At 61.9% G+C, this 20,426-nt stretch carries 20 protein-coding genes; 8 read left to right on the forward strand and 12 right to left on the reverse strand.

The window, feature by feature from the left end; all coding sequences use genetic code 11:
- Window positions 1–10 precede the first annotated feature (10 nt).
- Together KZX66_RS23310 and KZX66_RS23315 are read right to left on the reverse strand one after the other, a co-directional pair.
- The gene (locus KZX66_RS23310; RefSeq protein ID WP_248083596.1) at window positions 11–958 is read right to left on the reverse strand and encodes a nucleoside-specific channel-forming protein Tsx; all 948 of its coding nucleotides are present in this window, start codon (window positions 956–958) and stop codon (window positions 11–13) included.
- A 155-nt stretch (window positions 959–1,113) separates the two neighbouring features.
- Window positions 1,114–2,052, reverse strand: a complete 939-nt coding sequence (locus KZX66_RS23315; protein ID WP_248083597.1) for an AraC family transcriptional regulator — start codon at window positions 2,050–2,052, stop codon at window positions 1,114–1,116.
- A gap of 209 nt (window positions 2,053–2,261) precedes the next feature.
- Between KZX66_RS23315 and KZX66_RS23320 the strand changes: the two genes are divergently transcribed.
- Entirely contained in the window at window positions 2,262–3,572 is a 1,311-nt protein-coding gene (locus KZX66_RS23320) for a sugar ABC transporter substrate-binding protein (RefSeq protein ID WP_248083598.1), read from the forward strand.
- Between the two features lie 20 nt (window positions 3,573–3,592).
- A complete protein-coding gene (locus KZX66_RS23325) occupies window positions 3,593–4,366 on the forward strand; it encodes an L-iditol 2-dehydrogenase (RefSeq protein WP_248083599.1) in 774 nt (257 codons plus the stop codon).
- A 42-nt stretch (window positions 4,367–4,408) separates the two neighbouring features.
- Here KZX66_RS23325 and KZX66_RS23330 read toward each other — a convergent pair whose 3' ends face one another.
- Window positions 4,409–5,101 (reverse strand): NUDIX hydrolase, encoded by a 693-nt coding sequence (locus KZX66_RS23330; RefSeq protein WP_248083600.1) that lies wholly within the window; start codon window positions 5,099–5,101, stop codon window positions 4,409–4,411.
- 146 nt (window positions 5,102–5,247) lie between these two features.
- Here KZX66_RS23330 and KZX66_RS23335 point away from each other — a divergent pair, with 146 nt between their 5' ends.
- From KZX66_RS23335 to nadE, 3 genes are read left to right on the forward strand one after another with little or no spacing between them, the layout of a single operon-like run.
- The gene (locus tag KZX66_RS23335) at window positions 5,248–5,895 is read left to right on the forward strand and encodes a nicotinamidase (RefSeq protein ID WP_248083601.1); all 648 of its coding nucleotides are present in this window, start codon (window positions 5,248–5,250) and stop codon (window positions 5,893–5,895) included.
- An 11-nt stretch (window positions 5,896–5,906) separates the two neighbouring features.
- Window positions 5,907–7,124, forward strand: coding sequence for a nicotinate phosphoribosyltransferase (gene pncB / locus KZX66_RS23340; protein WP_248083602.1), 1,218 nt, complete (start codon window positions 5,907–5,909; stop codon window positions 7,122–7,124).
- Window position 7,125: 1 nt separating this feature from the next.
- A complete protein-coding gene (gene nadE, locus KZX66_RS23345) occupies window positions 7,126–7,932 on the forward strand; it encodes an ammonia-dependent NAD(+) synthetase (RefSeq protein ID WP_248083603.1) in 807 nt (268 codons plus the stop codon).
- 21 nt (window positions 7,933–7,953) lie between these two features.
- On the opposite strand, the gene KZX66_RS23350 is transcribed toward nadE, so the two are convergent.
- The 9 genes from KZX66_RS23350 to KZX66_RS23390 form a co-directional block, all read right to left on the reverse strand.
- On the reverse strand, window positions 7,954–9,042 hold the full coding sequence (locus tag KZX66_RS23350; protein WP_248083604.1) for a DUF3396 domain-containing protein: 1,089 nt from the start codon (window positions 9,040–9,042) through the stop codon (window positions 7,954–7,956).
- 15 nt (window positions 9,043–9,057) lie between these two features.
- Window positions 9,058–9,291 (reverse strand): hypothetical protein, encoded by a 234-nt coding sequence (locus KZX66_RS23355; RefSeq protein ID WP_248083605.1) that lies wholly within the window; start codon window positions 9,289–9,291, stop codon window positions 9,058–9,060.
- 799 nt (window positions 9,292–10,090) lie between these two features.
- Window positions 10,091–11,122 carry an ABC transporter substrate-binding protein gene (locus KZX66_RS23360; RefSeq protein WP_248083606.1) on the reverse strand — a complete coding sequence of 344 codons (1,032 nt, stop codon included), beginning with the start codon at window positions 11,120–11,122 and terminating at the stop codon, window positions 10,091–10,093.
- Between the two features lie 14 nt (window positions 11,123–11,136).
- The gene (locus tag KZX66_RS23365) at window positions 11,137–12,234 is read right to left on the reverse strand and encodes an FAD-dependent oxidoreductase (RefSeq protein ID WP_248083607.1); all 1,098 of its coding nucleotides are present in this window, start codon (window positions 12,232–12,234) and stop codon (window positions 11,137–11,139) included.
- A complete protein-coding gene (locus tag KZX66_RS23370) occupies window positions 12,231–13,574 on the reverse strand; it encodes an FAD-dependent oxidoreductase (RefSeq protein ID WP_248083608.1) in 1,344 nt (447 codons plus the stop codon). The genes KZX66_RS23365 and KZX66_RS23370 overlap by 4 nt, the downstream gene beginning before the upstream one ends.
- On the reverse strand, window positions 13,571–13,861 hold the full coding sequence (locus tag KZX66_RS23375) for a (2Fe-2S)-binding protein (RefSeq protein WP_248083609.1): 291 nt from the start codon (window positions 13,859–13,861) through the stop codon (window positions 13,571–13,573). The genes KZX66_RS23370 and KZX66_RS23375 overlap by 4 nt, the downstream gene beginning before the upstream one ends.
- Entirely contained in the window at window positions 13,861–14,655 is a 795-nt protein-coding gene (locus tag KZX66_RS23380) for an ABC transporter permease (RefSeq protein ID WP_248083610.1), read from the reverse strand. The genes KZX66_RS23375 and KZX66_RS23380 overlap by 1 nt, the downstream gene beginning before the upstream one ends.
- Before the next feature lie 4 nt (window positions 14,656–14,659).
- Complete coding sequence (locus KZX66_RS23385) at window positions 14,660–15,505, reverse strand: ABC transporter permease (RefSeq protein ID WP_248083611.1); 846 nt, start codon at window positions 15,503–15,505, stop codon at window positions 14,660–14,662.
- A complete protein-coding gene (locus KZX66_RS23390) occupies window positions 15,502–16,530 on the reverse strand; it encodes an ABC transporter ATP-binding protein (protein ID WP_248083612.1) in 1,029 nt (342 codons plus the stop codon). The genes KZX66_RS23385 and KZX66_RS23390 overlap by 4 nt, the downstream gene beginning before the upstream one ends.
- Before the next feature lie 242 nt (window positions 16,531–16,772).
- Between KZX66_RS23390 and KZX66_RS23395 the strand changes: the two genes are divergently transcribed.
- From KZX66_RS23395 to KZX66_RS23405, 3 genes are all read left to right on the forward strand, one after another.
- Window positions 16,773–17,606, forward strand: a complete 834-nt coding sequence (locus KZX66_RS23395; RefSeq protein WP_248083613.1) for an IclR family transcriptional regulator — start codon at window positions 16,773–16,775, stop codon at window positions 17,604–17,606.
- 214 nt (window positions 17,607–17,820) lie between these two features.
- Entirely contained in the window at window positions 17,821–19,176 is a 1,356-nt protein-coding gene (locus tag KZX66_RS23400) for an MATE family efflux transporter (RefSeq protein ID WP_248083614.1), read from the forward strand.
- A 40-nt stretch (window positions 19,177–19,216) separates the two neighbouring features.
- Window positions 19,217–20,389, forward strand: a complete 1,173-nt coding sequence (locus tag KZX66_RS23405; RefSeq protein ID WP_248083615.1) for an MFS transporter — start codon at window positions 19,217–19,219, stop codon at window positions 20,387–20,389.
- The last annotated feature ends 37 nt before the right edge of the window (window positions 20,390–20,426 follow it).

A 20,426-nucleotide genomic window follows, 5' to 3' on the forward strand; every position in this document is an offset into this window, starting at 1 on the left:
TGCTCCTTGATCAGAATTGGTAGCCCACGCCGGCGTAGTAACCCCAGCCGTCGGAGCGTGCGCGGAAATTGCCTTCGCCGAAGTTCAACTCGCTGCCATCCTCCCAGTTGCCGCCGTTATGGAAGTAACGGCCGACCAGGGTAAAGCGCAGGTGGGTGAAGGCATACAGCAGCACGTTGGTGGCCACCGTGGAATTGGCGGTGCGTGCCGGGTTGTCATGGTGCAGGTTCGATCCGAAATCGTGGTTAGTGAAGCCGATGTAGGTCAGCGAGGCGCCGTTGTCGAAGGTGCCGATGGGCACGATGTACTTCATCTGCGCGCGGTAGCCGTCCCAGGAGTATTCATTGCTGGCGCCGTAGTTTTCCCACTGGTAACGTCCGTAGAAATTGGCTGAAAGGTTAACCCGCGAGTGGGTGTCGATGTCCGTGCCCAGGCCGCTGTAGAGGGTGTTGGCGCGGTTTTCCTTGTTGCTGCCGTGGTCGTAGATCCAGTCGAACGCCACGTACCACTCCTTGAACGGCCCGATGGCCAGGCTGCGTCCGGCGAGGTAGTCGATCGAAATACGCGGCTCATGCTCCATGAACACCGGCGAGCCATGGTCCCATACGCCTTTGTCATTGCTGTTGCCGATGCCGAGGACCTTTGGCACATCAATATAGCCGTACAACTCGAAAGGCCCCTTGCGGCCGAAGTACTCGTATTCCAGGTAGATGTCGTCGGATGGTTTGGGGCCGAAGCTGATGTCCTTGCTGCCGATCAGGGTCAGGTCCTGGTTGAACCATTCGGAGAGGTAGGCGCCTTTGTTCGGGCTTTGTGTTTCAGCGCTGAGGGTTTCGCCCTGAGCTGAGTCATTGACGGGCAGGTCCTGCGCCAAAATGGGTGCGCTGAGTACTCCCGTAACGGCGGCCAGTAGCACGCAAACAGCAAAGAGAGGACGAGGCCTTGAGGTGGGGTGCATGGAAAGTCCCTATTCGTACGCGGTTTGAACCCGCTGCTGCGGGCCGTGGTGAACTTGATGCTCAAGTTCGTACCGCAAACGTTTGCACAGGCTGTACCAACTTCTCTCAATGGCTTGAATGGCCTGGGAAAAAGCCGAATTAGTCGACCTTTCGGTCAAAAATGACTGGGTGGCATTTTTTCGATGCGGTTGTACAGATGCATCGCGCTTTCGCGGCGGTAGTCACTCGGGGTCTGGTTCATCTCGATGCGAAAGTGCCGGTTGAAGTTGGACAGATTGGCGTAACCCACCTCAAAGCAAATGTCCGCCACCGACCGGTCACTTTGCAGCAACAGCCGGCAGGCGCGCTGCACGCGGAACTTGCGCATCAGGTCGATAAAGCCGTGGCCGGTGTTGCGCTTGAAGAACCGCGAGAAGCCCGGTTCGCTCATCTCCAACTGTTGGGCGATCACCGACAGGCGTACGTCACCGGTGAGTTCGCGCATCAAGTAGTCGAAGGCTTTGTTGATGCGCTCGGCGCTGCGCGCGTCCAGGGTTGGCGCATAACAGGCGCTGGCCAGGGTTTTTACCTGGGGCGGCGGGGCGTTTTTCAGGGTGTCCAGCAACTGCAGGAACAGGATCAGCCGCTGCAGGCCGTGGGCATGGCCGATGGCCTCCATGTGTTGGGCCGCCCGTATCGCGGTGTCGCCTGTAAACTCCAGGCCGCGCCGGGCCTGTTCGAACAATGGTTGCACATCGCCCAACTCGGGCAACGTCTCGCGCAGGGCGAGGAGGGCCGCGCCGTCGAATTGCAGCACCACATCGCGTCCGCTCAGGTGTTCACCGGGGGCCAGTTCGCCGATCCAGTCGTGGGGCAGGTCCGGGCCTATCAGCGCGACATGGCCGGCACCGAACGCACCGATATAGTCGCCCGCGACCAACTTGCCGCTGCCTTGGCGGATCAGATGGATTTCGAATTCGGGGTGGTGGTTCCAGCGCGCCAGGTCGTAGGGGTAGTCATGTTCGAACCAGCGGAAGCAGTGGTCCGGCTCGGGCAGGATCACTTCGCGTTCGGCAGGGCGGTGTTCAAACAGCTGGGCGCGGCTCACGGGCATGGTGCGGCCTGTTTTTTATCGGATTGCCTTAAAAATACGCGCCCCGGCCCTTCAGGCGCTACCCCGGATTTTGTTCGATGCTGGTACTTTTTTGATCCTGGCAGCAGGGTTAAAAAAGTACCACTCGGGCATCCGCCATTCGTTTGTGAGGGCCTGTCCAAGCTGCTGTAATCGGCGTTCAACAACAAAAACAACAGGTGGAAACCGCCATGTCAACGTTCCCTAAAGCACTGTTCCTGCTGTCCGGTCTGGCTCTGGCCATGCCCAGTCATGCGGCTGATACGGTGACCATTGCCACGGTCAACAACAGTGACATGATCCGCATGCAGCGCCTGTCCAAGGTGTTCGAGCAGCAGCACCCGGACATCAAACTCAATTGGGTGGTGCTCGAAGAAAACGTGCTGCGCCAACGCCTCACCACCGATATCGCCACCCAGGGCGGGCAGTTCGATGTGCTGACCATCGGCACCTACGAAACCCCGCTGTGGGGCGCCAAACAGTGGCTGGAACCGCTGAACCAACTGCCGGCCGATTATGACGCCGAGGATATCTTCCCTTCGGTGCGTCAGGGCCTGTCAGTCAATGGCACCCTGTATGCCTTGCCGTTCTACGGCGAAAGCACCGTCACTTACTACCGCACCGACCTGTTCAAACAAGCTGGCCTGAGCATGCCCGCGCATCCTACCTGGACCCAGCTCGGTGAGTTCGCCGCCAGGCTCACGGCCAAGGACAAAGGCCAATACGGCATGTGCTTGCGCGGCAAGGCCGGCTGGGGCGAAAACATTGCATTGCTGAGCACCATGGCCAATGCGTTTGGCGCGCGTTGGTTCGATGAACACTGGAAAGCCCAACTGACGAGCCCCGAGTGGAAGGCCGCCGCCAACTTCTACGTCAACACCCTCCAGCAGTACGGCCCGCCGGGCGTCTCCAGTAACGGCTTCAACGAAACCCTGGCCCTGTTCAACAGCGGCAAGTGCGCGATCTGGGTCGACGCCAGTGTCGCCGGCTCCTTCACCACCGACACCCGCCAGAGCAAGGTCGCCGACAGCGTCGGTTTTGCCGCGGCGCCCACCGAGGTGACGGACAAAGGCTCTTCCTGGCTCTATGCCTGGTCCCTGGCTATCCCGGCCACTTCTAAACATAAGGACGCCGCCAAGGCCTTCATTATCTGGGCCACGTCCAAGGACTACATCCAACTGGTCGCCGACAAAGAAGGCATCACTAACGTACCGCCGGGCACACGCCAGTCCACCTACAACGACGCCTACCTCAAGGCGGCACCGTTTGCTCAGGTCACCCTGGAGATGATGAAACACGCCGACCCGGCACACCCTTCGGTCAAGCCGGTGCCGTACGTGGGCATCCAGTACGTGACGATTCCCGAGTTCCAGGCCATCGGCACCTCGGTCGGCAAGCTGTTTTCGGCGGCGCTCACCGGTGGCATGACGGTTGATCAGGCCCTTGAACAGGCGCAGTCCACCACCGAGCGCGAGATGAAACGCGCCGGCTATCCCAAGTAACCTTGACGGACCCCCACACCATGAAACGACTCGAAGGTAAAAGCGCGCTGATCACTGGATCGGCGCGCGGGATCGGCCGCGCGTTTGCCCAGGCGTATATCCAGGAAGGCGCGACCGTTGCCATCGCCGACATCGACCTGCAACGCGCCCAGGCGACGGCCACCGAACTGGGGCCCCAGGCCTATGCGGTGGCGATGGACGTCAGCGATCAGGCTTCCATCGACGCGGCGATTGCCGCCGTGGTGGCCCACGCGGGCAAGCTGGATATCCTGATCAACAACGCGGCGCTGTTCGACCTGGCACCCATCGTCGACATCACCCGCGACAGCTATGACCGGCTGTTCTCGATCAACGTCGCCGGCACGTTGTTCACGCTGCAGGCTGCGGCCCGGCAGATGGTCCTCCAGGGCCGCGGCGGCAAGATCATCAACATGGCAAGCCAGGCAGGGCGGCGCGGCGAGGCGTTGGTGGCGGTGTATTGTGCGACCAAGGCGGCGGTGATCAGCCTCACCCAATCGGCGGGGCTCAACCTGATCAAGCAGGGCATCAACGTCAACGCCATCGCCCCCGGTGTGGTGGATGGTGAGCATTGGGACGGCGTGGATGCATTGTTTGCCCGGCATGAAGGCTTGGCGCCCGGTGAGAAGAAGAAGCGGGTAGGGGCCGAGGTGCCGTTTGGGCGGATGGGTACGGCTGAAGACCTCACCGGAATGGCGATCTTCCTCGCTTCGAAAGAGGCTGACTATGTGGTGGCCCAGACCTACAACGTCGATGGCGGCAATTGGATGAGCTAGCGTCACACAGCCATTTGATTGCCGATGCTCGTTAAATCGGGGCTACTCGGCAAAGCTGCGATCAAACAAATAGATTTCCCCAGGCTTCAGGTTCTCCATCGTGGCCTGGGGCCTGCCGCCTTCACCGTGTTTCTTGCGGCCGGTCTCGCGCAAATAACCCGCCTCGGTCAGCTTCAACAAACGCTGGCGAATACTGGTCTTCAACACGGGGCGTGCCAGCACCAGGGAAAAGATCGTGGTCGCTTGCGGCGCGCTGAACTCCTCTCCCAGGAACATCAGCGGCAAGCTGCTGTACAGCGATTTGGACACCAGCCGCTCCTGCACCGCTGCCACGATCAGGTTGTGATCGAACGGCAGCTTGAAACGGCCTTCCGCCACGGCGTTCAGTGAAAACCAGCCCTGATGCTCACCCAATGGCACCTCATCCGCCACGATTGCCAGGTAGAACGTGGACGATGACCAGCATCTCGGGTCGCGAAACGCATCACCCACCGTACCCACCTGCTCGCTCCAGGCCAGGTCCAGGCCGATTTTGTCACTGGCGCGCAACCGTTCTACGGCAGCCTGGAGGCTCAGATCTTGCACGCCGCCATTGACCACCACGCCCGGCAACGCCCAATGCCCGGCAAAGGGCTCGGCCTCGCGTTTGTTCAACAGCAGTTTCAGTTCGCCCGACGCGCGGCAGTAAAACAGCACGCACAGGTCGACGGTGTGGAGGTAGGCGCTAAGTGGCATATGACGTCCTTCTGAACAGCGGTGGGGCACAGTCTAACGGAACGAACAGCGATGTCATGTACTTGCTTGGGCACATATAAATAAATGTTTCTTGCTATGAAAGTACATGACGTGTACTTTTGTGTTCAGGCCACAGGAGAACCATCATGACCCTTGCGAAATCTGCCCTTGCTTCATTCGATGTCGATGCCCAAAAGAGCTTCACACCGCTGTGCCCCGATGAGTTGCCTGTGGCCGGTGGCGACCAGATCGGCGCCGAACTCAACTACATGGCCAGCCTGGCTGGCCACCGTGTCGGCAGCAAAGACGCACACACCCCGCATGCCCCCTGGGTGGTCACACAGCCGAGCCAGATGTTGAAAGCCACCGGCCTGGAGCATGCCGACCTCACCTGGGTCGCCCACTGCGTGCCGGGCACCGAAGGCTTCACGTTGCTCGACGAACTGCCCACGCCCTATGACTACGACTACTTCATCTGGAAAGGCGTCGAACCCGACCTGCACCCCTACGGTGCCTGCTACCACGACCTGCACGACAAGCTCTCCACCGGGGTGATCGAGTACCTCAAGGCCCAGGGCGTCAGCCGTGTACTCGTCGGCGGCCTGGCTCTGGACTACTGCGTCAAGACCACCGCCTTGCAGTTGCTCAAGGCCGGTTTTGAAGTGGTCCTGCATCTGCCGGCATGCCGGGGTATCAGCGAGGAGGGCGGTGTCGAGGCCGTCAATGCGTTGCTCAAGGCCGGTGCCGGCATCAGCCGCACCCGCGAAGAACTGGCCACGATGGCCACGCGTTAAGGAGAACCACCATGGAAAGTGCCTACGACTACGAATCCCCGGTGATCCAGGGCTTGCTGGACACCGACTACTACACCTTCACCATGATGCAGGCGGTGTTGCACCAGCACCCGAATGTGGATGTGGAATACAACTTCATCGTCCGCTCCCAAGAAAAACTCGGCCACCTGATCCCGCAATTGCGCGACGAGCTGGAAAAACTCGCGGGCCTGCAAATGCGAGAAGGCGAGCTGCGCTTTCTGTTCAACCCGCGCTTTCGCGAATACCTCACCCCGGACTACGAGCGCTTCCTTGGCCTGTTCCGCTTCAACCTGCGTTATATCCATGTCAGCGAAGTCGACGGCCAGTTGAACATCCGCGTGGTCGGTCCGATGCTGCACTGCATCATGTTCGAACAGCCGGTACTGGCGCTGGTGAGCGAGTTGCGCAACCGCGACAAATACCCCGACGTCACCTTGGAAGACGTCACCCGCAAGCTCTATCAGAAGTTCGACTGGCTGGAGAAAAACCTCAGCCGCGATGAACTCGCCGACCTGCGTGTTTCCGATTTTTCCACCCGCCGGCGCCTCTCGTTCAAGGCCCAGCGCGAAGTAGTGGACATCATGCGCCGTGACTTCCCCGGCCAATTCGTCGGCACCAGCAACGCGCACCTGGCCTACGCATTCGACCTGCCGCTGATCGGCACCATGGCGCACCAGTGGATGATGGTGCACCAGCAACTGGGTCGCTTGCGTGAGAGCCAGAACGCCGGGTTGGAAAACTGGGTGCGTGAATACCGTGGGCGCCTGGGTGTGGCCTTGACCGACACCATCAGCACCGACTTTTTCCTCAAGGATTTCGACCTGTACTTCGCCAAGCTCTACGACGGGCTGCGTCAGGACTCCGGCGACCCCATCGCCTGGGCCGACAAGGTGCTGGCCAAATACAAGGAACTCGGTATCGACCCCATGACCAAAGACCTTATGTTCTCCGATGGCCTGAACTTCGAAAAATGCCTGCCGATCCTGCGCCACGTGCGCGGCAAGGCCAGGTTCGGCTTCGGCATGGGCACCAGTCTGGCGTGCGATGTGGACGGTGTGGCGCCGCTGAGCATCGTGATGAAACTGGTGCGGGTACACGGCGAACCGGTGGTGAAATTCTCCGATGACCCGATCAAGAACGTCTGCGAAGACGCCTCGTTTTTGCAGTATGCAGCCAAGGTATTCAACGTCGGCAACGTGGAGGTGTGACATGCAGGATCGTATCGCTCAGGAACTCAATATCGACCGCACCTTGGGGAAGGGCGGTGAGGCCAGGGAAATCCAACGACGCATTGATTTCATCAAGACCACGCTGCGTCAGTCGCGCTGCCAGGCCCTGGTGCTGGGTATCAGCGGCGGCGTCGACTCCCTCACCGCTGGCCGCCTGTGCCAGTTGGCGGCGGAGCAACTGCGCAGTGAAGGCTACGCCGCGCGCTTTATCGCCATGCGCCTGCCTTACAAAACCCAGGCCGACGAACGCGATGCCCAGGCCTCGCTGGACTACATCGTCCCGGACCACATCGATACCCTCAACATTGCCGCCGGCGTCGACGGCCTGATGGCGAGCCTGACCGCCCCTGAGGCCAGTGCTGCCCAGCTCGATTTCATCAAAGGCAACGTCAAGGCCCGCACCCGCATGATCGCGCAGTACGCCGTGGCCAACCTGCACAACGGCCTGGTGGTCGGCACCGACCACGGCGCCGAAGCACTGATGGGGTTTTTCACCAAGTTCGGTGATGGCGCCTGCGACCTGGCACCGCTGTCGGGCCTGACCAAAACCCAGGTGCGCCTGCTGGCCAGCGCACTTGGCGCCCCGGAAAACCTGGTGCACAAACACCCCACCGCCGATCTCGAAGAACTGGCGCCGGGCAAGTTGGATGAACATGCCTATGGCTGTTCTTACGAAGAGATCGATGCGTACTTGATGGGTGAGCCGGTGAGTGAGCGGGTGCGGGCGATTGTCGAGGCGGCATACAGCAAGACAGCGCACAAGCGTGCGCTGCCGATTACGCCTTGATTTCAGCAATGCACTCCATATCTACAAGCGCCCTGGCAGAGTGTTTGTAGCGTCCAGGCAGGGTTCGTCGCGAAGTAACTTGGCACGCCAGCCGGGTAGGTCGTCTGCATCCACATCCAAGCGCTTGAGCCACTGGTCAGCCGACCAGTCCACCAGACGCAACTCGCCATCATGAGAGCCACCGTGCAATGAACCCACCGTCTCGTAGCGAATGCCCTTGAGTACATGGTTCAGTAATACATAGGCGGCGGGCTTCGGATCATCGGCATCACCGGCAAGGTACGGGTATGCGCCGGCCTGAATCACGACGCCGTTACCGTAGTCATAGAAGGCAAAATGGCTTGAGGGTAGCTGCGCACGCAGCCCCACCAGGCCGCCAACAAGATCCAGGCGCGCTTGGTCGAGCAAGGTCAGCCAACTGACCGTTTTGATTTTCGTGGGTTTGAACTCGGGGATATTAACCAGCAGACCGGCTGTTCCTACGTCCAAACCAGGCATGCGCGCCGCCATAAAGGCTTCGGTAGGCTCGTTGCCATCCCGGTTGGTGACGGAAAGATTGAAGGCATGTCCGGCGTAGCCCTGCTCTGGAGCCAGTCGGCGTGCTGAGTCAAGAAACAAGCGCAGGAAGCTGAGTGGGTTCTGCTCTTGGTACAGAAGCGGTATTGAGAACTCCAGAGCGCTTAGGTCATCTCCCATCTTTGCCTGCCATCCCCGCATACCAAAAACATCGAAGAGCCAAGCGCTGGCGTCGTTGGATTGCTTGCCGCTGGTGTAGTAGAAACTGAGGTAGTCGTCTTCATCCATTGCGCCCAGCATTTCACGCAGTGACTTTGTCTCACCATACGCTGACAGTGGTTGACCCTGTCTAGGCTCCTCACGCCAGAGCCAAGTGAGATGGGGCTCGGCTAGACGCTTGAAGTCGTCGAAGCACTTGCATAAGGCTTCGCGCACTAAGGGTGTATGGGCCTCCTTGAAATACAGTGTTCCTCGCAGACAGAGTACCGCGCCGATATAGCTCTGGGGCCCGCCCTTCATCAACAGGTGACCGGGTATTTCCAGCAGGTGGGGTTGCTTGGCAAGTTCTTCGGCTACATTGAATTCCGGTTCCATGGGTGCTCCTTCGAATCAGTAAGCGGGGATCATTGGCCGAGGGGAGCGGCCACGCGTCAGGATAAACATCACACTCCCAGCGATGGCTGCGGCCCACCCGAGCTGTTCCACCGGCACATTGGACTGCTGATGTTCTTGGCTGCAGTCGCATTCGGTGGATGTCATCTCAACGACCTTGTTTTTGTTGCCGGCAATTTTTGCATAGCCCTGCGCCTGTCGTGTATCCGGTGGGTCAGGCGGAAACTTCATTTCCACCACTTGTTTGATATTGTCCTGAGTTGGCGGCCTGCTGGCATAGCGAGAACGGGAAGTGTCCGTCAGTAAAAAGGAAAATCTCCTACATGGTTATGGGATATTGATTCTTTACGCTCTGCGCTCTTGTGAATTCAGGAGTAAAGGAATGGCTGCCAGCGTATTGAAGGACGGTTTCCCCAAGGCCTGATCTTGCGGGAGATGCCGAGGTCGATGGCGCGGTTGGATTCTGTGCGGCGGTGGGAGAATGAACCGAGGGAGTCGCAGCTTGTATGCGAGCGGGGGGACTGCCGAAGCGTTACAGCTGCGACCAAATTCGTCGTGCCACGTTGACTCAGTTAAAGATATTTTGGGAGGGATTCTGGACTTGGCCGGAAGTTACCGAAATGGTCATATTGGAAGTGCAACGACGATGGTAATTGGTTTGTACGAGGAGATTGCAGAGTGAATGAATCACTTATTAGCTTTCTCATCCGTTACTTTCCAGTGTTCATGGGCAGCTAGTTTGTTAATGGGCTATTTCGCTTTCTGCCTGATGCTAGTGATATCAACGATTCAATCCGGCCCGCATACCGTAGCGTTTTCTCTCGGGGTAGTGTTTTCCCTCCTGGGGTTACTTCTGCTCAATACTGACCGTCATCGAGAAATGAGGCAGAAGTTGTTTGAAATCCGCATTCAGCGCAATGCGGTGAGAACGACCTATAAAAAATATTCCAATAAACTCAAAACCAGGGCGCGCAGGCCAAGGTAGGCGTAGCTCCCACGTCAACGACGTGGGAGCGACCGCCAGGCCAGCCTACCGCTCAATCGACCGGCTCCACCGCGCATTCCACTCCGGCCGTGCCTGGTTCACCTGGTCCCAATCAATCGAAATCGCCGTTTGCAAGTAACCCTGCATCGCTTCAACCCGTGCGCGGGTCTTGTCGGTGGTGGGCGTGGTCGGGTTGGACGGGATCTGGTCACCTTCCTCCAATGCCGGCGCCTGGGCCTCTGCGGTGAGCAGGAAGGCTGCGAGCTTTTGCGCCAGTTCCGGCTGGTCGTTACGGGCGATCACGCACTCGGCCACGTTAAGCACCACCGCGCCTTCTTTGGGTTGCGCGTATTCCATCGGCACGCCCAACAGCTTTTGGGTGGCGACTTGAGTTGGCGTCAGCGGGAAGATCGCGGCTTCGTCGGTCTGCACCATCTCAGAGATCTTCGCCGAACTGGCGATGTATTCCAGCACATTGGGGCCGACGGTTTTCGGCCAGGCCTTGAAGCCCGGTTCCACGTTGGTTTCATCGCCGCCCTGGAGGCGGTTGAACATCAGGAAACCGTGCAGACCAAAGGTGGAGGAGGCCAGGGACTGGAACACCACTTTGTCCTTGAAGCGCGGGTCGGCCAGGTCCATCCATGAGGTGGGCGCGGCCCAGCCTTTTTCCTTGAACATCTTGGCGTTATACCCCAGGCCAGTGACGCCCAGGGTCACCGCCACGGCTTGGTCCTTGATCCTGGCTTTGGCCGGGATCTGCTCCAGGGGCGTGCTGGCGGCGAGCTTATCGCACAGGCCCATGGAGATGGCGCGGTACATGATGCCGTCGTCGAGGAACATGACATGCATCTGCGGGTTGTCTTTGTTGGCCTGGACCTTGGCGAGAATGTCCGACGAGGTGCCGGGCACGATCACCACCTTGACGTTATTGGCCTTTTCGAACGCCGGCAGCACTTTGTCGGCGTAGACCCGTTCCATGGTGCCGCCGTTCATGCCCAGGTACAGCGTTGGTGCGGCATGGGCGGTAGACGCGAGCAGGGCGAGGGACAAGCAGGACAGCGCAATACGTGTGTTCATGGATGTTTTTCCTCTCAGGCTTGGAAACGACGGATGGAAAACGCTTCGATGGGTTGGCGGCTGGCGCCCGTGCAGACAATCTCTGCCAGGGCTTCACCGACGGCGGGGCCGAGCTGGAACCCGGCACCGGCAAAGCCGAAGCCGTGGAGCAGGCCAGGTGTGGTGCTGCTGGGACCGATCACCGGTTCATGATCGGGTAGATAACCTTCGGTGCCACTCCAGGTACGAATGGCCTGGGCACCTTTGAGAAACGGATAAAGTTCGCCGGCATTGCGCAGGATCTCCAGGACCGCCGCCTGACCCGGCCGGGCCTGCAAAGGCCCAAGCGCAAAGCCGCGACCGCCGCCCAGGATGCAATTGCCCCGGGCCACCTGGCGCGCATAAATGCCGCCGCCTTCAACGCCGGTGCTCACGTCCATCACCACCGGCAGCGGCTCGGTGACCAGCATCGCCGGGTGCGCCGAGGTCATCGGCACCGGTTCGCCAAACTGCGCGGCGACATGGCCGGCCCAGGCGCCGGCGCAGTTGAGCAGCCACGGCGCCTGCAGCTGCAGGCCGTTGGCGCAGTGCACCTGGAACAGCTGCCCGTCGTGTTCAATTCCAACCACCTCGGCCTGCTCAAACACGGCCGCGCCGAGTTGCCGCGCTGCGCGGGCAAAGGCGGGCGAGACCAGTCGTGGGTTGGCATGCCCGTCCTGCGGGCACAGCGAGGCGCCGACCGCCACGTCCCCCACCCACGGGAAACGCGCGCGCAACTCGGCGTGATCGAGCAGTTGCAAGCCCAGGCCAAAGCCTCGGGTGTGCTCGGCGTAGGCCTGCAGCGCGGCAAAGTCGGCGTGGCTGCGCGCCAGCTTCAAATGCCCGGAGCGCACATATTCGCCATCGATCCCAATCAGCCCCGGCAGATCAGCCCACAGCTGATGCGCCCGTTGCGACAACGGCAATTGATGCAGCGGCCGCCCCTGGCGTCGCACGCCGCCGTAGTTCACGCCACTGGCGTGCGAGCCGCAAAAGTCCCGATCCACCAACGCGACGCGCTGGCCTCTGTGCGTAAGCATCAAGGCGGCCGACGCGCCGACAATCCCGCCACCCAGTACGATCACGTCGATCATGGCTGCACCTGCACACCAAACGGCAGCGGCTTGATCGGGGCCTGGCCGCGCAACCGGCCGACCTGTTCAACCCCGCGCCCACTGCGTTCAGCCACGATCTCGGCGGCCGCCAGCCCGCACATGCGGCCCTGGCAGCGGCCCATGCCCACGCGGCAATGGGCTTTGACCCGATTGATTTCCCAATGCCCTTCATCCACCACCGCGCGCACGTCGCCCGCGCTGACCTCTTCGCAGCGGCACACAATCACTGCATCCGGTGCCTGCGCCGCCCAGTGTTCAGGGAAGGGGAACGCGGTTTCCAGGCCATGGCGAAAACGTTGGATGCTCGCCAGTTGCTGCTCCAACTGCGCCGCGCGGCGTTGCTCAATGGCGACCCCTCGGTCTTCCAGCAACGCCAGTGCCGCACGCTCGCCGGCCATGTGTGCGGCATCCGCGCCCATGATGCCGGCACCGTCGCCTGCCAGGTACACGCCTGCGACGCTGCTGCGCCCGGCACTGTCCCGTTGCGGCAGCCAGGCGCGGTTCAAGGCGCTCCAGGCAAACCCACAGCCGAGCAGGTCCGCCAGTTGTGTCTCGCTGCGCAGCGCGTGGGCAAAGGCCACCGCATCGCATTCCAGGGTGCGCTGGCCAAAACGAATGGCGCTGACGCGTTGCTCGCCGTCGATCTGTTCGAGCGTCGCGCCCTGATGCACGGGAATGCCATGGGCCGTCAGCCAGGCGCGGTAGTACATCCCTTTGGCCAAGGTTGCCGGTTGCCCAAGCAAGGCCGGTAGCGCACGGCATTGGGCGCTGAAGGGTGCGCTGTCGAGCACTGCCACCACGTGCGCCCCGGCCTTGGCGTACTGATACGCCACCAGGTACAGCAACGGCCCACTGCCACAGAACGCCACGCGCTCACCAATCGCACAGCCCTGGTATTTCAAGGCGATCTGCGCCGCGCCCAGGCTGTAGACGCCGGGCAAGGTCCAGCCCGGTACCGGCAGAATCCGGTCGGTTGCGCCGGTGGCGACGATGATCTGGGCATAGTCGACGCTCTCGGCGCGGCCGTTATTGAGCATGTCCAGGCGGTCGTCTTCGGCGTTCCATACCAGGGTGTCGGGGCGGTAGTCGATCAACGGCGCCAGTGTATCCAGCGTGTTGTGCGCCGCTTGGGCCTTGCGTGCATCAAAGCCGTAGATCTGCTTGGCCGTGCGTTGGAAGCCGGGCGGTTGACGTCGATAAATCTGTCCGCCACCGCGCAGGTTTTCATCCACCAGGCAGGGGCGAATGCCATGGTCGAGCAGCGTGCGCGCGGCGCTGATACCGGCCGGGCCTGCGCCCACAATCACAATCGGCTTCATGCCTGGCGCCCCGTATCGCGGCTGATCGCCTGGCCTTCTTCCAACAGCGTCGAACAGGCGCGCACTCGCCGCCCATCGTCCAGGCGTACCCAGCAGTCCTGGCAGGCGCCCATCAGGCAAAAACCCGCACGGCGTTCGGCGCTGAAATCGCTGCCGCGCAGGTGCTCGGCGCAGGTCAGCACGGCGGTCAGCAGGGTGTCGCCGAGCAGGCCGGTGGCGGGTTGGCCGTCGAGGGTAAAGGCCACAACCGGACGCCGGGTCTCGGCCAAACGTTTAAACAAGGCCATCAGTGTTTCCCCACCAGCACGCGGTCCAGGCCATAGACCCGGTCGAGCAGGATCATGGTCGCGGCGGTCAGCGCAATCACCAGCGCCGACACCGCCGCCATCATCGGGTCGATGGATTCGGTGGCGTACACATACATGCGCACCGGCAGAGTTTGCGTGGCCGGTGAGCTGACGAAGATCGACAGCGTCACTTCATCGAAACTGTTGATGAACGCCAGCAGCCAGCCCCCGGCGACACCGGGCAGGATCATCGGCAGCGTGACCAGCCGAAACAAGGTAAAGCGGCCCGCGCCGAGGGATTCGGCGGCCTGCTCGGCACTGCGGTCAATCCCGATGGCCGCCGCCAGGACCAGGCGCAGCACATACGGCGTGATGATCACCACATGCGCGAGCATCAACCAGGTAAAGCTGCCATTGACCCCCATCAGCGCAAACAGCCGCAGCATCGCCACGCCCAGCACAAGGTGCGGGATGATGATCGGCGACAGGAACAACCCACTGAAAAAGTTGCGCCCCGGAAACTGATAGCGGCTGATGGCCAAGGCCGCCGGCACCGCGATCAATGTCGCCAGGGTTGCGGCGGTGAACGCCAGGATCAGGCTGTTATAGAACGCCTGGATAAAGTCGGCGCGTTCAAACACCGCGCGAAACCAACGCAGGGAGAAGCCCGAAGTGGGCAGGCTCAAGGTGTTTTCCGGCGTGAAGGCCACCAGGCACACCACCACCAGCGGCGCCATCATGAACAGCACCACCAGGCTATGAAAGCCGAGGGCCAAAGGACCGTTTCTGGACATGTGCTTAAACCCCCAGGGACTTTTTGTAGCGGCGTTCGACCATGCGGTTCCAGCTCAGCATGATCAGCAGATTCACAGCCAGCAGCACCACCGCAATGGTCGCGCCCATGGGCCAGTTGAGTTCCGAGAGGTACTGGTCGTACACCACTGTGGCGACCATCTTCAGGCGTCGTCCGCCGAGCAGACCGGGGATCGCGAACGAACTGGCGGCCAACCCGAACACAATCAACGTGCCGGAGAGCACACCAGGCATCACCTGGGGCAACACGATCTGGCGCATCACCGTGGCTTGGCTCGCGCCGAGCGACAACGCGGCCTGTTCGGCCGACGGGTCGAGTTTTTGCAGGGAGGTCCACACGGGGATGATCATGAACGGCAGCATCACGTGCACCAGCGCGATGATCACCGCGAAGGGCGTGTACAGCAGCTTCACCGGGCGCCCGCCGAGCAACTGGATCACTTGGTTGATCAGCCCGTCGGCGCCCAGCAGCAGGCTCCAGCCGAATGCGCGCACCACCACCGAAATCAGCAGCGGCGTGAGGATCAGAATCAGAAACACCGAACGCCACGGCGTGCCCATGCGGCTGAGGATGTAGGCCTCCGGCACGCCGATCACCACACAGAGCAAGGTTACCAGCGCGCTGATCCAGAAGGTGCGCCAGAAGATCTCGTAGAAGTACGCGTCGCTGAACAAAGACAGGTAGTGGGCGAACGTCCATTCATCCGCTTTGACGCCCACTTGGTAGTCGAACACGTTGAACGACAGCACCAGCGTCAGGCCCAGCGGCAGGATCAGCAGCCCGGCAAACAGCACCAGCGCCGGCAATGACAGCAGGTAGCCGCGACTCATGGGCGCACCTCATCGGCCGCCAATACCCGCAGCAAGTCCGCCTGCCAATCCAGGCCCACCGACGCACCGTTGCCCAGCGGCGCGCTGCCGTCATTGCTGCGCACCACGGTGATGTCGCCCAAGGACGTGTGGATGCGGTACAGCCACTGGCTGCCGAAGAAATAGCGGCCGAGCACCTGGCCCTGCAGGCGCCCGGTGCCGGCCTGCACCAACTGAATTTTCTCCGGGCGCAGGCTCAGGGTCAGATCGCCGTCGCCGCTTTCGTGGCGCACTTGGGGGATGCCCAGTTGATCGTAATCGCCTGGCAGCAGGTTGGCCTTGCCGACGAAGTCCGAGATGAAGCGTGTGCGCGGGTGCTCATACAGGTTGTAAGGGGCGTCGATCTGGGTCACGCGCCCGGCCTGCATCACCACCACGCGGTCGCTGATGGACAGCGCTTCCGCCTGGTCGTGGGTAACCATCAGCGTGGTGATGCCCACGGCGCACTGGATGCGGCGAATCTCGAACTGCATTTCTTCGCGCAGGTTGGCGTCGAGGTTGGACAGCGGCTCATCGAGCAACAAAACGGGCGGTTCGATCACCAGGGCGCGGGCCAGGGCCACGCGCTGGCGTTGGCCGCCGGACAGTTCCCGAGGGTAGCGCTCGGCGTGTGGAGCCAGCCGCACCAGCTCGAGCACGGTCTTGACCTTGTTGGCGATATCGGCGGCCGGAACTTTGCGCATCTTCAGGCCAAAGGCAACGTTGTCGCGCACACTCATGTGCGGGAACAGCGCATAACTTTGGAACACCACGCCCAGGCCTCGGCTGGCGGGCTTGGCGTGGGTGATGTCGCGACCGTCGAGCAGGATCTGCCCGCCGCTCACGTCGACGAAGCCGGCGATCATTTGCAGGGTGGTGGTCTTGCCGCAGCCCGACGGGCCGAGCAGGGAAACGAACTCGCCTTTTTCCACCGCAAGGTCGGTGGCGACCACCGCGTCGACGGCACCGTAGCGTTTGCTCAAGGCGTTGAGTTGGAGAAATGCCATGTCTGCGTTCCACCTTTTTTGAGTCGCGTCGAAACGCGCTTTTTTGTTTTGGGCAGATGCGAAAAGGGTGTTGCGGGTGCGTTGGCGCTCGATCTCAAGTCGGCTGCCGGTTGTTGTTCAATTCGCCCCTGTGGACGCAGATTAGGACGAAGACTAGGATGGGCGAAAGATGGAATTTCACTGAATGGATGATTAATTTCTGTTTTATTCATTCAATAGAATAATTAATGAGATAAAGAGAGATGGATTCCACTGAGCGGAATGAGAGCACCAAAGAGGTCGGTGCAGGCGGGGTGTCCCGGCTGTTTGCGCTGCTGCGTGCCCTGGGTGAGGTGCCGCAGGGCGGCGAACGGGTGACTCAGCTTGCGCAGCAGGTCGGTCTTTCCCAACCCACCACGCACCGTCTGCTGCGCAGCCTGATGGACGAAGGCATGGTCGAGCAGGATGCGCGCAGCAAGCGCTATCGCCTGAGCCTGGAGTTCTTTGCCCTGGCGGCGAATGCGGGCAAGACCGACAACCTGCGCGACCTCGTACGCCCCAGCATGCTGCGCTTGAGCGCCTCACTGGGCGACTCGCTGTTCCTGCTGGCGCGCAGCGGCTTCGATGCGATCTGCCTGGACCGCAGCGAAGGCCCGTACCCTATTCGCACGTTCACCGGTGACATCGGCGGGCGCGTGGCCCTGGGCGTGGGGCAGGGCAGCCTGGCGATCCTGGCGTTTTTGCCGGAGCAGGAGCGCGAAACGGTGATCCGCTACAACCTGCCACGGCTCAAGGACTTCCACCTGTATGACGAAGTGCTGCTGCGCTCGGAGGTGGAAAACGTGCGGCGCCTGGGCTACGCGGCGCGCAACACCGGGGTGCTGGAAGGCATGGCGGGCTTGGCGGTGCCGATCCTCAACCGTGACGGGCACGCGGTGGCGGCGTTGAGTGTGGCGACCATCAGCGACCGGTTGGGGCCCGGCCGCTTGCCGATGGTGGTGGAGTTGTTGAAACGCGAGGCGGCGGCGATCGGGCCCAGGATCAATCCGTTTGATCCCACGTTACGCAGGCCCTCGCAAACCTTCGACGCCCCTTGAGCGTCAACCTGTTTGCCGGGGCTGGATGGATTACGGGTCGAACTGGAACCGGCACTGGCCGAATGCATCGTGCAAGGCGACCCTCGGCACCTGACGGGAACCGTGCGCAACGCCCGGCTGGTGGTTGAACCGATACCGTGATAAAGCACGGGAAGATTGGATCCAGTTACGGTATAAACCTCGGACGCTTTCGTCCTCCGAGGCCCCGTTTTTCATGCAAAGCCCCTTGCAACGCCCGCTGTGGCAGGTCTACCTGATCTTTCTGGCGCCGATGGTGCTGTCCAACTTCCTGCAGAGCTTTTCCGGCACCCTCAACGGCATCTACGTCGGGCAAATGCTCGGTACCCAGGCGTTGGCCGCGGTGTCGGGGATGTTTCCCATCGTGTTCTTCTTTATCGCGCTGGTGATCGGCCTGGGGGCGGGCGCCTCGGTGTTGATCGGCCAGGCGTGGGGCGCCCAGGAAACCGCGATGGTCAAGTCGATCACCGGGGCCACCCTGACGCTGGGGGCGCTGGTGGGGTTGATCGCGGCGGTGTTGGGCGGCCTGTTTGCGCGGCCGGCGTTGCAGGCATTGGGGACGCCGATTGACGTGCTCGATGACGCCGTGGGCTATGCGCAGATGATGATGCTGATCATGCCGCTGCTGCTGGTGTTCATCCTCTATACCCAGTTGTTGCGCGGTGTCAGCGACACGATTTCACCCTTGCTGGCCTTGATGGTCTCGACCCTGGTCGGCCTGCTGCTGACCCCGGCGCTGATTCGCGGGTGGGTCGGCCTGCCGCCCCTGGGCATCCAGAGCGCGGTGTATGCGGGCCTGGTCGGTAACGCCCTGGCGATGCTGTTCCTGGTGCTGCGCCTGCGGCATAAAAGTCATGTAATGGCGCCGGACCGCGAACTGCTCGCGGCCTTGCGCCTGGACCGCGTGATCCTTGGCAAAGTCCTGCGCATCGGCCTGCCCACGGGCCTGCAGATGGTGGTGCTGTCGCTGTCGGAGCTGGTCATCCTGGCGCTGGTCAACGGTCACGGCTCCCAGGCGACAGCGGCTTATGGCGCGGTGACGCAGATCGTCAACTATGTGCAGTTTCCGGCGCTGTCGATTGCCATCACTGCGTCGATCCTCGGCGCTCAGGCGATTGGCGCCGGCCGTCTGGAGCGCATCGGGCCGATCCTGCGCACCGGCCTGTTGATCAACACCGGCCTCACCGGTGGCCTGATTGTGCTGGGCTATGGGCTGTCTCACTGGTTGCTGGGCCTGTTCATCACCGACGATGCGGCGCGGGTCAACGCCGAACACCTGCTGCATATCATGCTGTGGAGCATCCTGGTGTTCGGCTTCCAGGCGGTGATCGGCGGGATCATGCGCGCCAGCGGCGTGGTGTTGATGCCGGTGGCGATCTCGATCTTCTGCGTGCTGTGCGTGGAGCTGCCGATGGCCTATCTGCTCAACGCCCACTTTGGTCTGGAGGGCGTGTGGATGGCGTTTCCGGTGACGTACCTGGCGATGCTGGCGTTGCAGACGGCGTATTACCGTCTGGTGTGGCGGCACAAGCAGATCAAGCGGTTGGTGTGACAAACCGTTGCGAAATTTAAGTACAGAAGGCATTTGAATCATGGCGAACCCCTACGCCGAATTGTTCCAGGTCCCCGGCGCCCGCGCCTTTGTATTGGCAGGTATGTTGGCGCGTATGCCGGTGTCGATGACCGGTATCGGCGTGATCACCATGCTCTCCCAGGTGCATGGCGGCTACGGCCTGGCGGGCTCGGTGGCAGCGGTGTTTGCCCTGGCCACCGCGTTTTGCGCGCCGCAGGTGTCGCGCCTGGTGGACCGCTACAGCCAGGGGCGGGTGCTGCCAGTCGCTGCGCTGATCGGCGGCGGCGGGTTGCTGATGCTGTTGCTGTGCACCCGCATGCAAGCGCCGAACTGGACGCTGTTTCTGTTCGCCGCACTGGCGGGCTGTATGCCGAACATGTCGGCCATGGTGCGGGCGCGTTGGACCGAGGTGTACCGTGGCCAACCCAAGCTGCAAACCGCGTTCGCCCTGGAGTCGGTGCTCGACGAGGTGTGTTTTATCGTCGGCCCGCCGCTTTCCGTGGGCCTGAGCGTGGTGCTGTTCCCGGAAGCCGGGCCGCTGGTGGCCGCGCTGTTACTGGCGGTGGGGGTGACCACCTTTGTGCTGCAACGGGCGACCGAGCCCCCGGTGCACGCGCATCACGATCACCACGCCGGGTGGCTGATCGCGTCGCCTTCGGTGCTGATCCTGATGATTCTGCTGCTGGCCATGGGCGTCATCGTAGGGGTGGTGGACGTGGTCAGCGTCGCGTTTGCCCAGCAGCAGGGCCAGCCGGCCGCGGCGAGTATCGTGTTGTCGGTGTATGCCATCGGCTCGTGTCTGGCGGGCCTGGCCTTCGGCACCCTCAAGCTCAAGGCGTCGTTGCCCCGTCAATTCCTGTTCTGCGGGGTGGCCACGGCGCTGACCACCTTGCCGTTGCTGCTGGTGACCAATATCCCGGGCCTGGCGGCAGCGATCTTCGTGTCCGGGCTGTTCTTCGCGCCTACGCTGATCGTGTCCATGGCGCTGGTGGAACGCATCGTCCCGGCCAGCCGCCTGACCGAAGGCATGACCTGGTTGATCACCGGCCTGAGCATCGGCGTTGCCCTGGGGGCCGCCAGCTCAGGGTGGATGATTGACCACTTCGGTGCCGCCAGCGGTTTCTGGGTGGCTCTGGTCGCCGGTGCGGTGGTGCTGGGCTCGGCGGTGCTGGGTTATCGCCGGTTGGGTTAATCAGCCAATCGGTGTGTAGCCCGGTCGACGCCACAGC

Origin of the sequence: Pseudomonas sp. EYE_354 (assembly GCF_023148575.1) — a bacterium.
Lineage (GTDB): Bacteria > Pseudomonadota > Gammaproteobacteria > Pseudomonadales > Pseudomonadaceae > Aquipseudomonas.

Bases quoted from the DNA above. Each gene is read 5' to 3' on its own strand.
- KZX66_RS23380 (WP_248083610.1), bottom strand. From the start codon at position 14,655: ATGTCCAGAAACGGTCCTTTGGCCCTCGGCTTTCATAGCCTGGTGGTG.
- KZX66_RS23370 (WP_248083608.1), bottom strand. From the start codon at position 13,574: ATGAAGCCGATTGTGATTGTGGGCGCAGGCCCGGCCGGTATCAGCGCC.
- nadE (WP_248083603.1), top strand. From the start codon at position 7,126: ATGCAGGATCGTATCGCTCAGGAACTCAATATCGACCGCACCTTGGGG.
- KZX66_RS23365 (WP_248083607.1), bottom strand. From the start codon at position 12,234: ATGATCGACGTGATCGTACTGGGTGGCGGGATTGTCGGCGCGTCGGCC.
- KZX66_RS23315 (WP_248083597.1), bottom strand. From the start codon at position 2,052: ATGCCCGTGAGCCGCGCCCAGCTGTTTGAACACCGCCCTGCCGAACGC.
- KZX66_RS23330 (WP_248083600.1), bottom strand. From the start codon at position 5,101: ATGCCACTTAGCGCCTACCTCCACACCGTCGACCTGTGCGTGCTGTTT.
- KZX66_RS23405 (WP_248083615.1), top strand. From the start codon at position 19,217: ATGGCGAACCCCTACGCCGAATTGTTCCAGGTCCCCGGCGCCCGCGCC.
- KZX66_RS23355 (WP_248083605.1), bottom strand. From the start codon at position 9,291: ATGAAGTTTCCGCCTGACCCACCGGATACACGACAGGCGCAGGGCTAT.
- KZX66_RS23310 (WP_248083596.1), bottom strand. From the start codon at position 958: ATGCACCCCACCTCAAGGCCTCGTCCTCTCTTTGCTGTTTGCGTGCTA.
- KZX66_RS23360 (WP_248083606.1), bottom strand. From the start codon at position 11,122: ATGAACACACGTATTGCGCTGTCCTGCTTGTCCCTCGCCCTGCTCGCG.
- KZX66_RS23335 (WP_248083601.1), top strand. From the start codon at position 5,248: ATGACCCTTGCGAAATCTGCCCTTGCTTCATTCGATGTCGATGCCCAA.
- KZX66_RS23325 (WP_248083599.1), top strand. From the start codon at position 3,593: ATGAAACGACTCGAAGGTAAAAGCGCGCTGATCACTGGATCGGCGCGC.
- KZX66_RS23350 (WP_248083604.1), bottom strand. From the start codon at position 9,042: ATGGAACCGGAATTCAATGTAGCCGAAGAACTTGCCAAGCAACCCCAC.
- KZX66_RS23390 (WP_248083612.1), bottom strand. From the start codon at position 16,530: ATGGCATTTCTCCAACTCAACGCCTTGAGCAAACGCTACGGTGCCGTC.
- pncB (WP_248083602.1), top strand. From the start codon at position 5,907: ATGGAAAGTGCCTACGACTACGAATCCCCGGTGATCCAGGGCTTGCTG.
- KZX66_RS23395 (WP_248083613.1), top strand. From the start codon at position 16,773: ATGGATTCCACTGAGCGGAATGAGAGCACCAAAGAGGTCGGTGCAGGC.
- KZX66_RS23385 (WP_248083611.1), bottom strand. From the start codon at position 15,505: ATGAGTCGCGGCTACCTGCTGTCATTGCCGGCGCTGGTGCTGTTTGCC.
- KZX66_RS23375 (WP_248083609.1), bottom strand. From the start codon at position 13,861: ATGGCCTTGTTTAAACGTTTGGCCGAGACCCGGCGTCCGGTTGTGGCC.
- KZX66_RS23400 (WP_248083614.1), top strand. From the start codon at position 17,821: ATGCAAAGCCCCTTGCAACGCCCGCTGTGGCAGGTCTACCTGATCTTT.
- KZX66_RS23320 (WP_248083598.1), top strand. From the start codon at position 2,262: ATGTCAACGTTCCCTAAAGCACTGTTCCTGCTGTCCGGTCTGGCTCTG.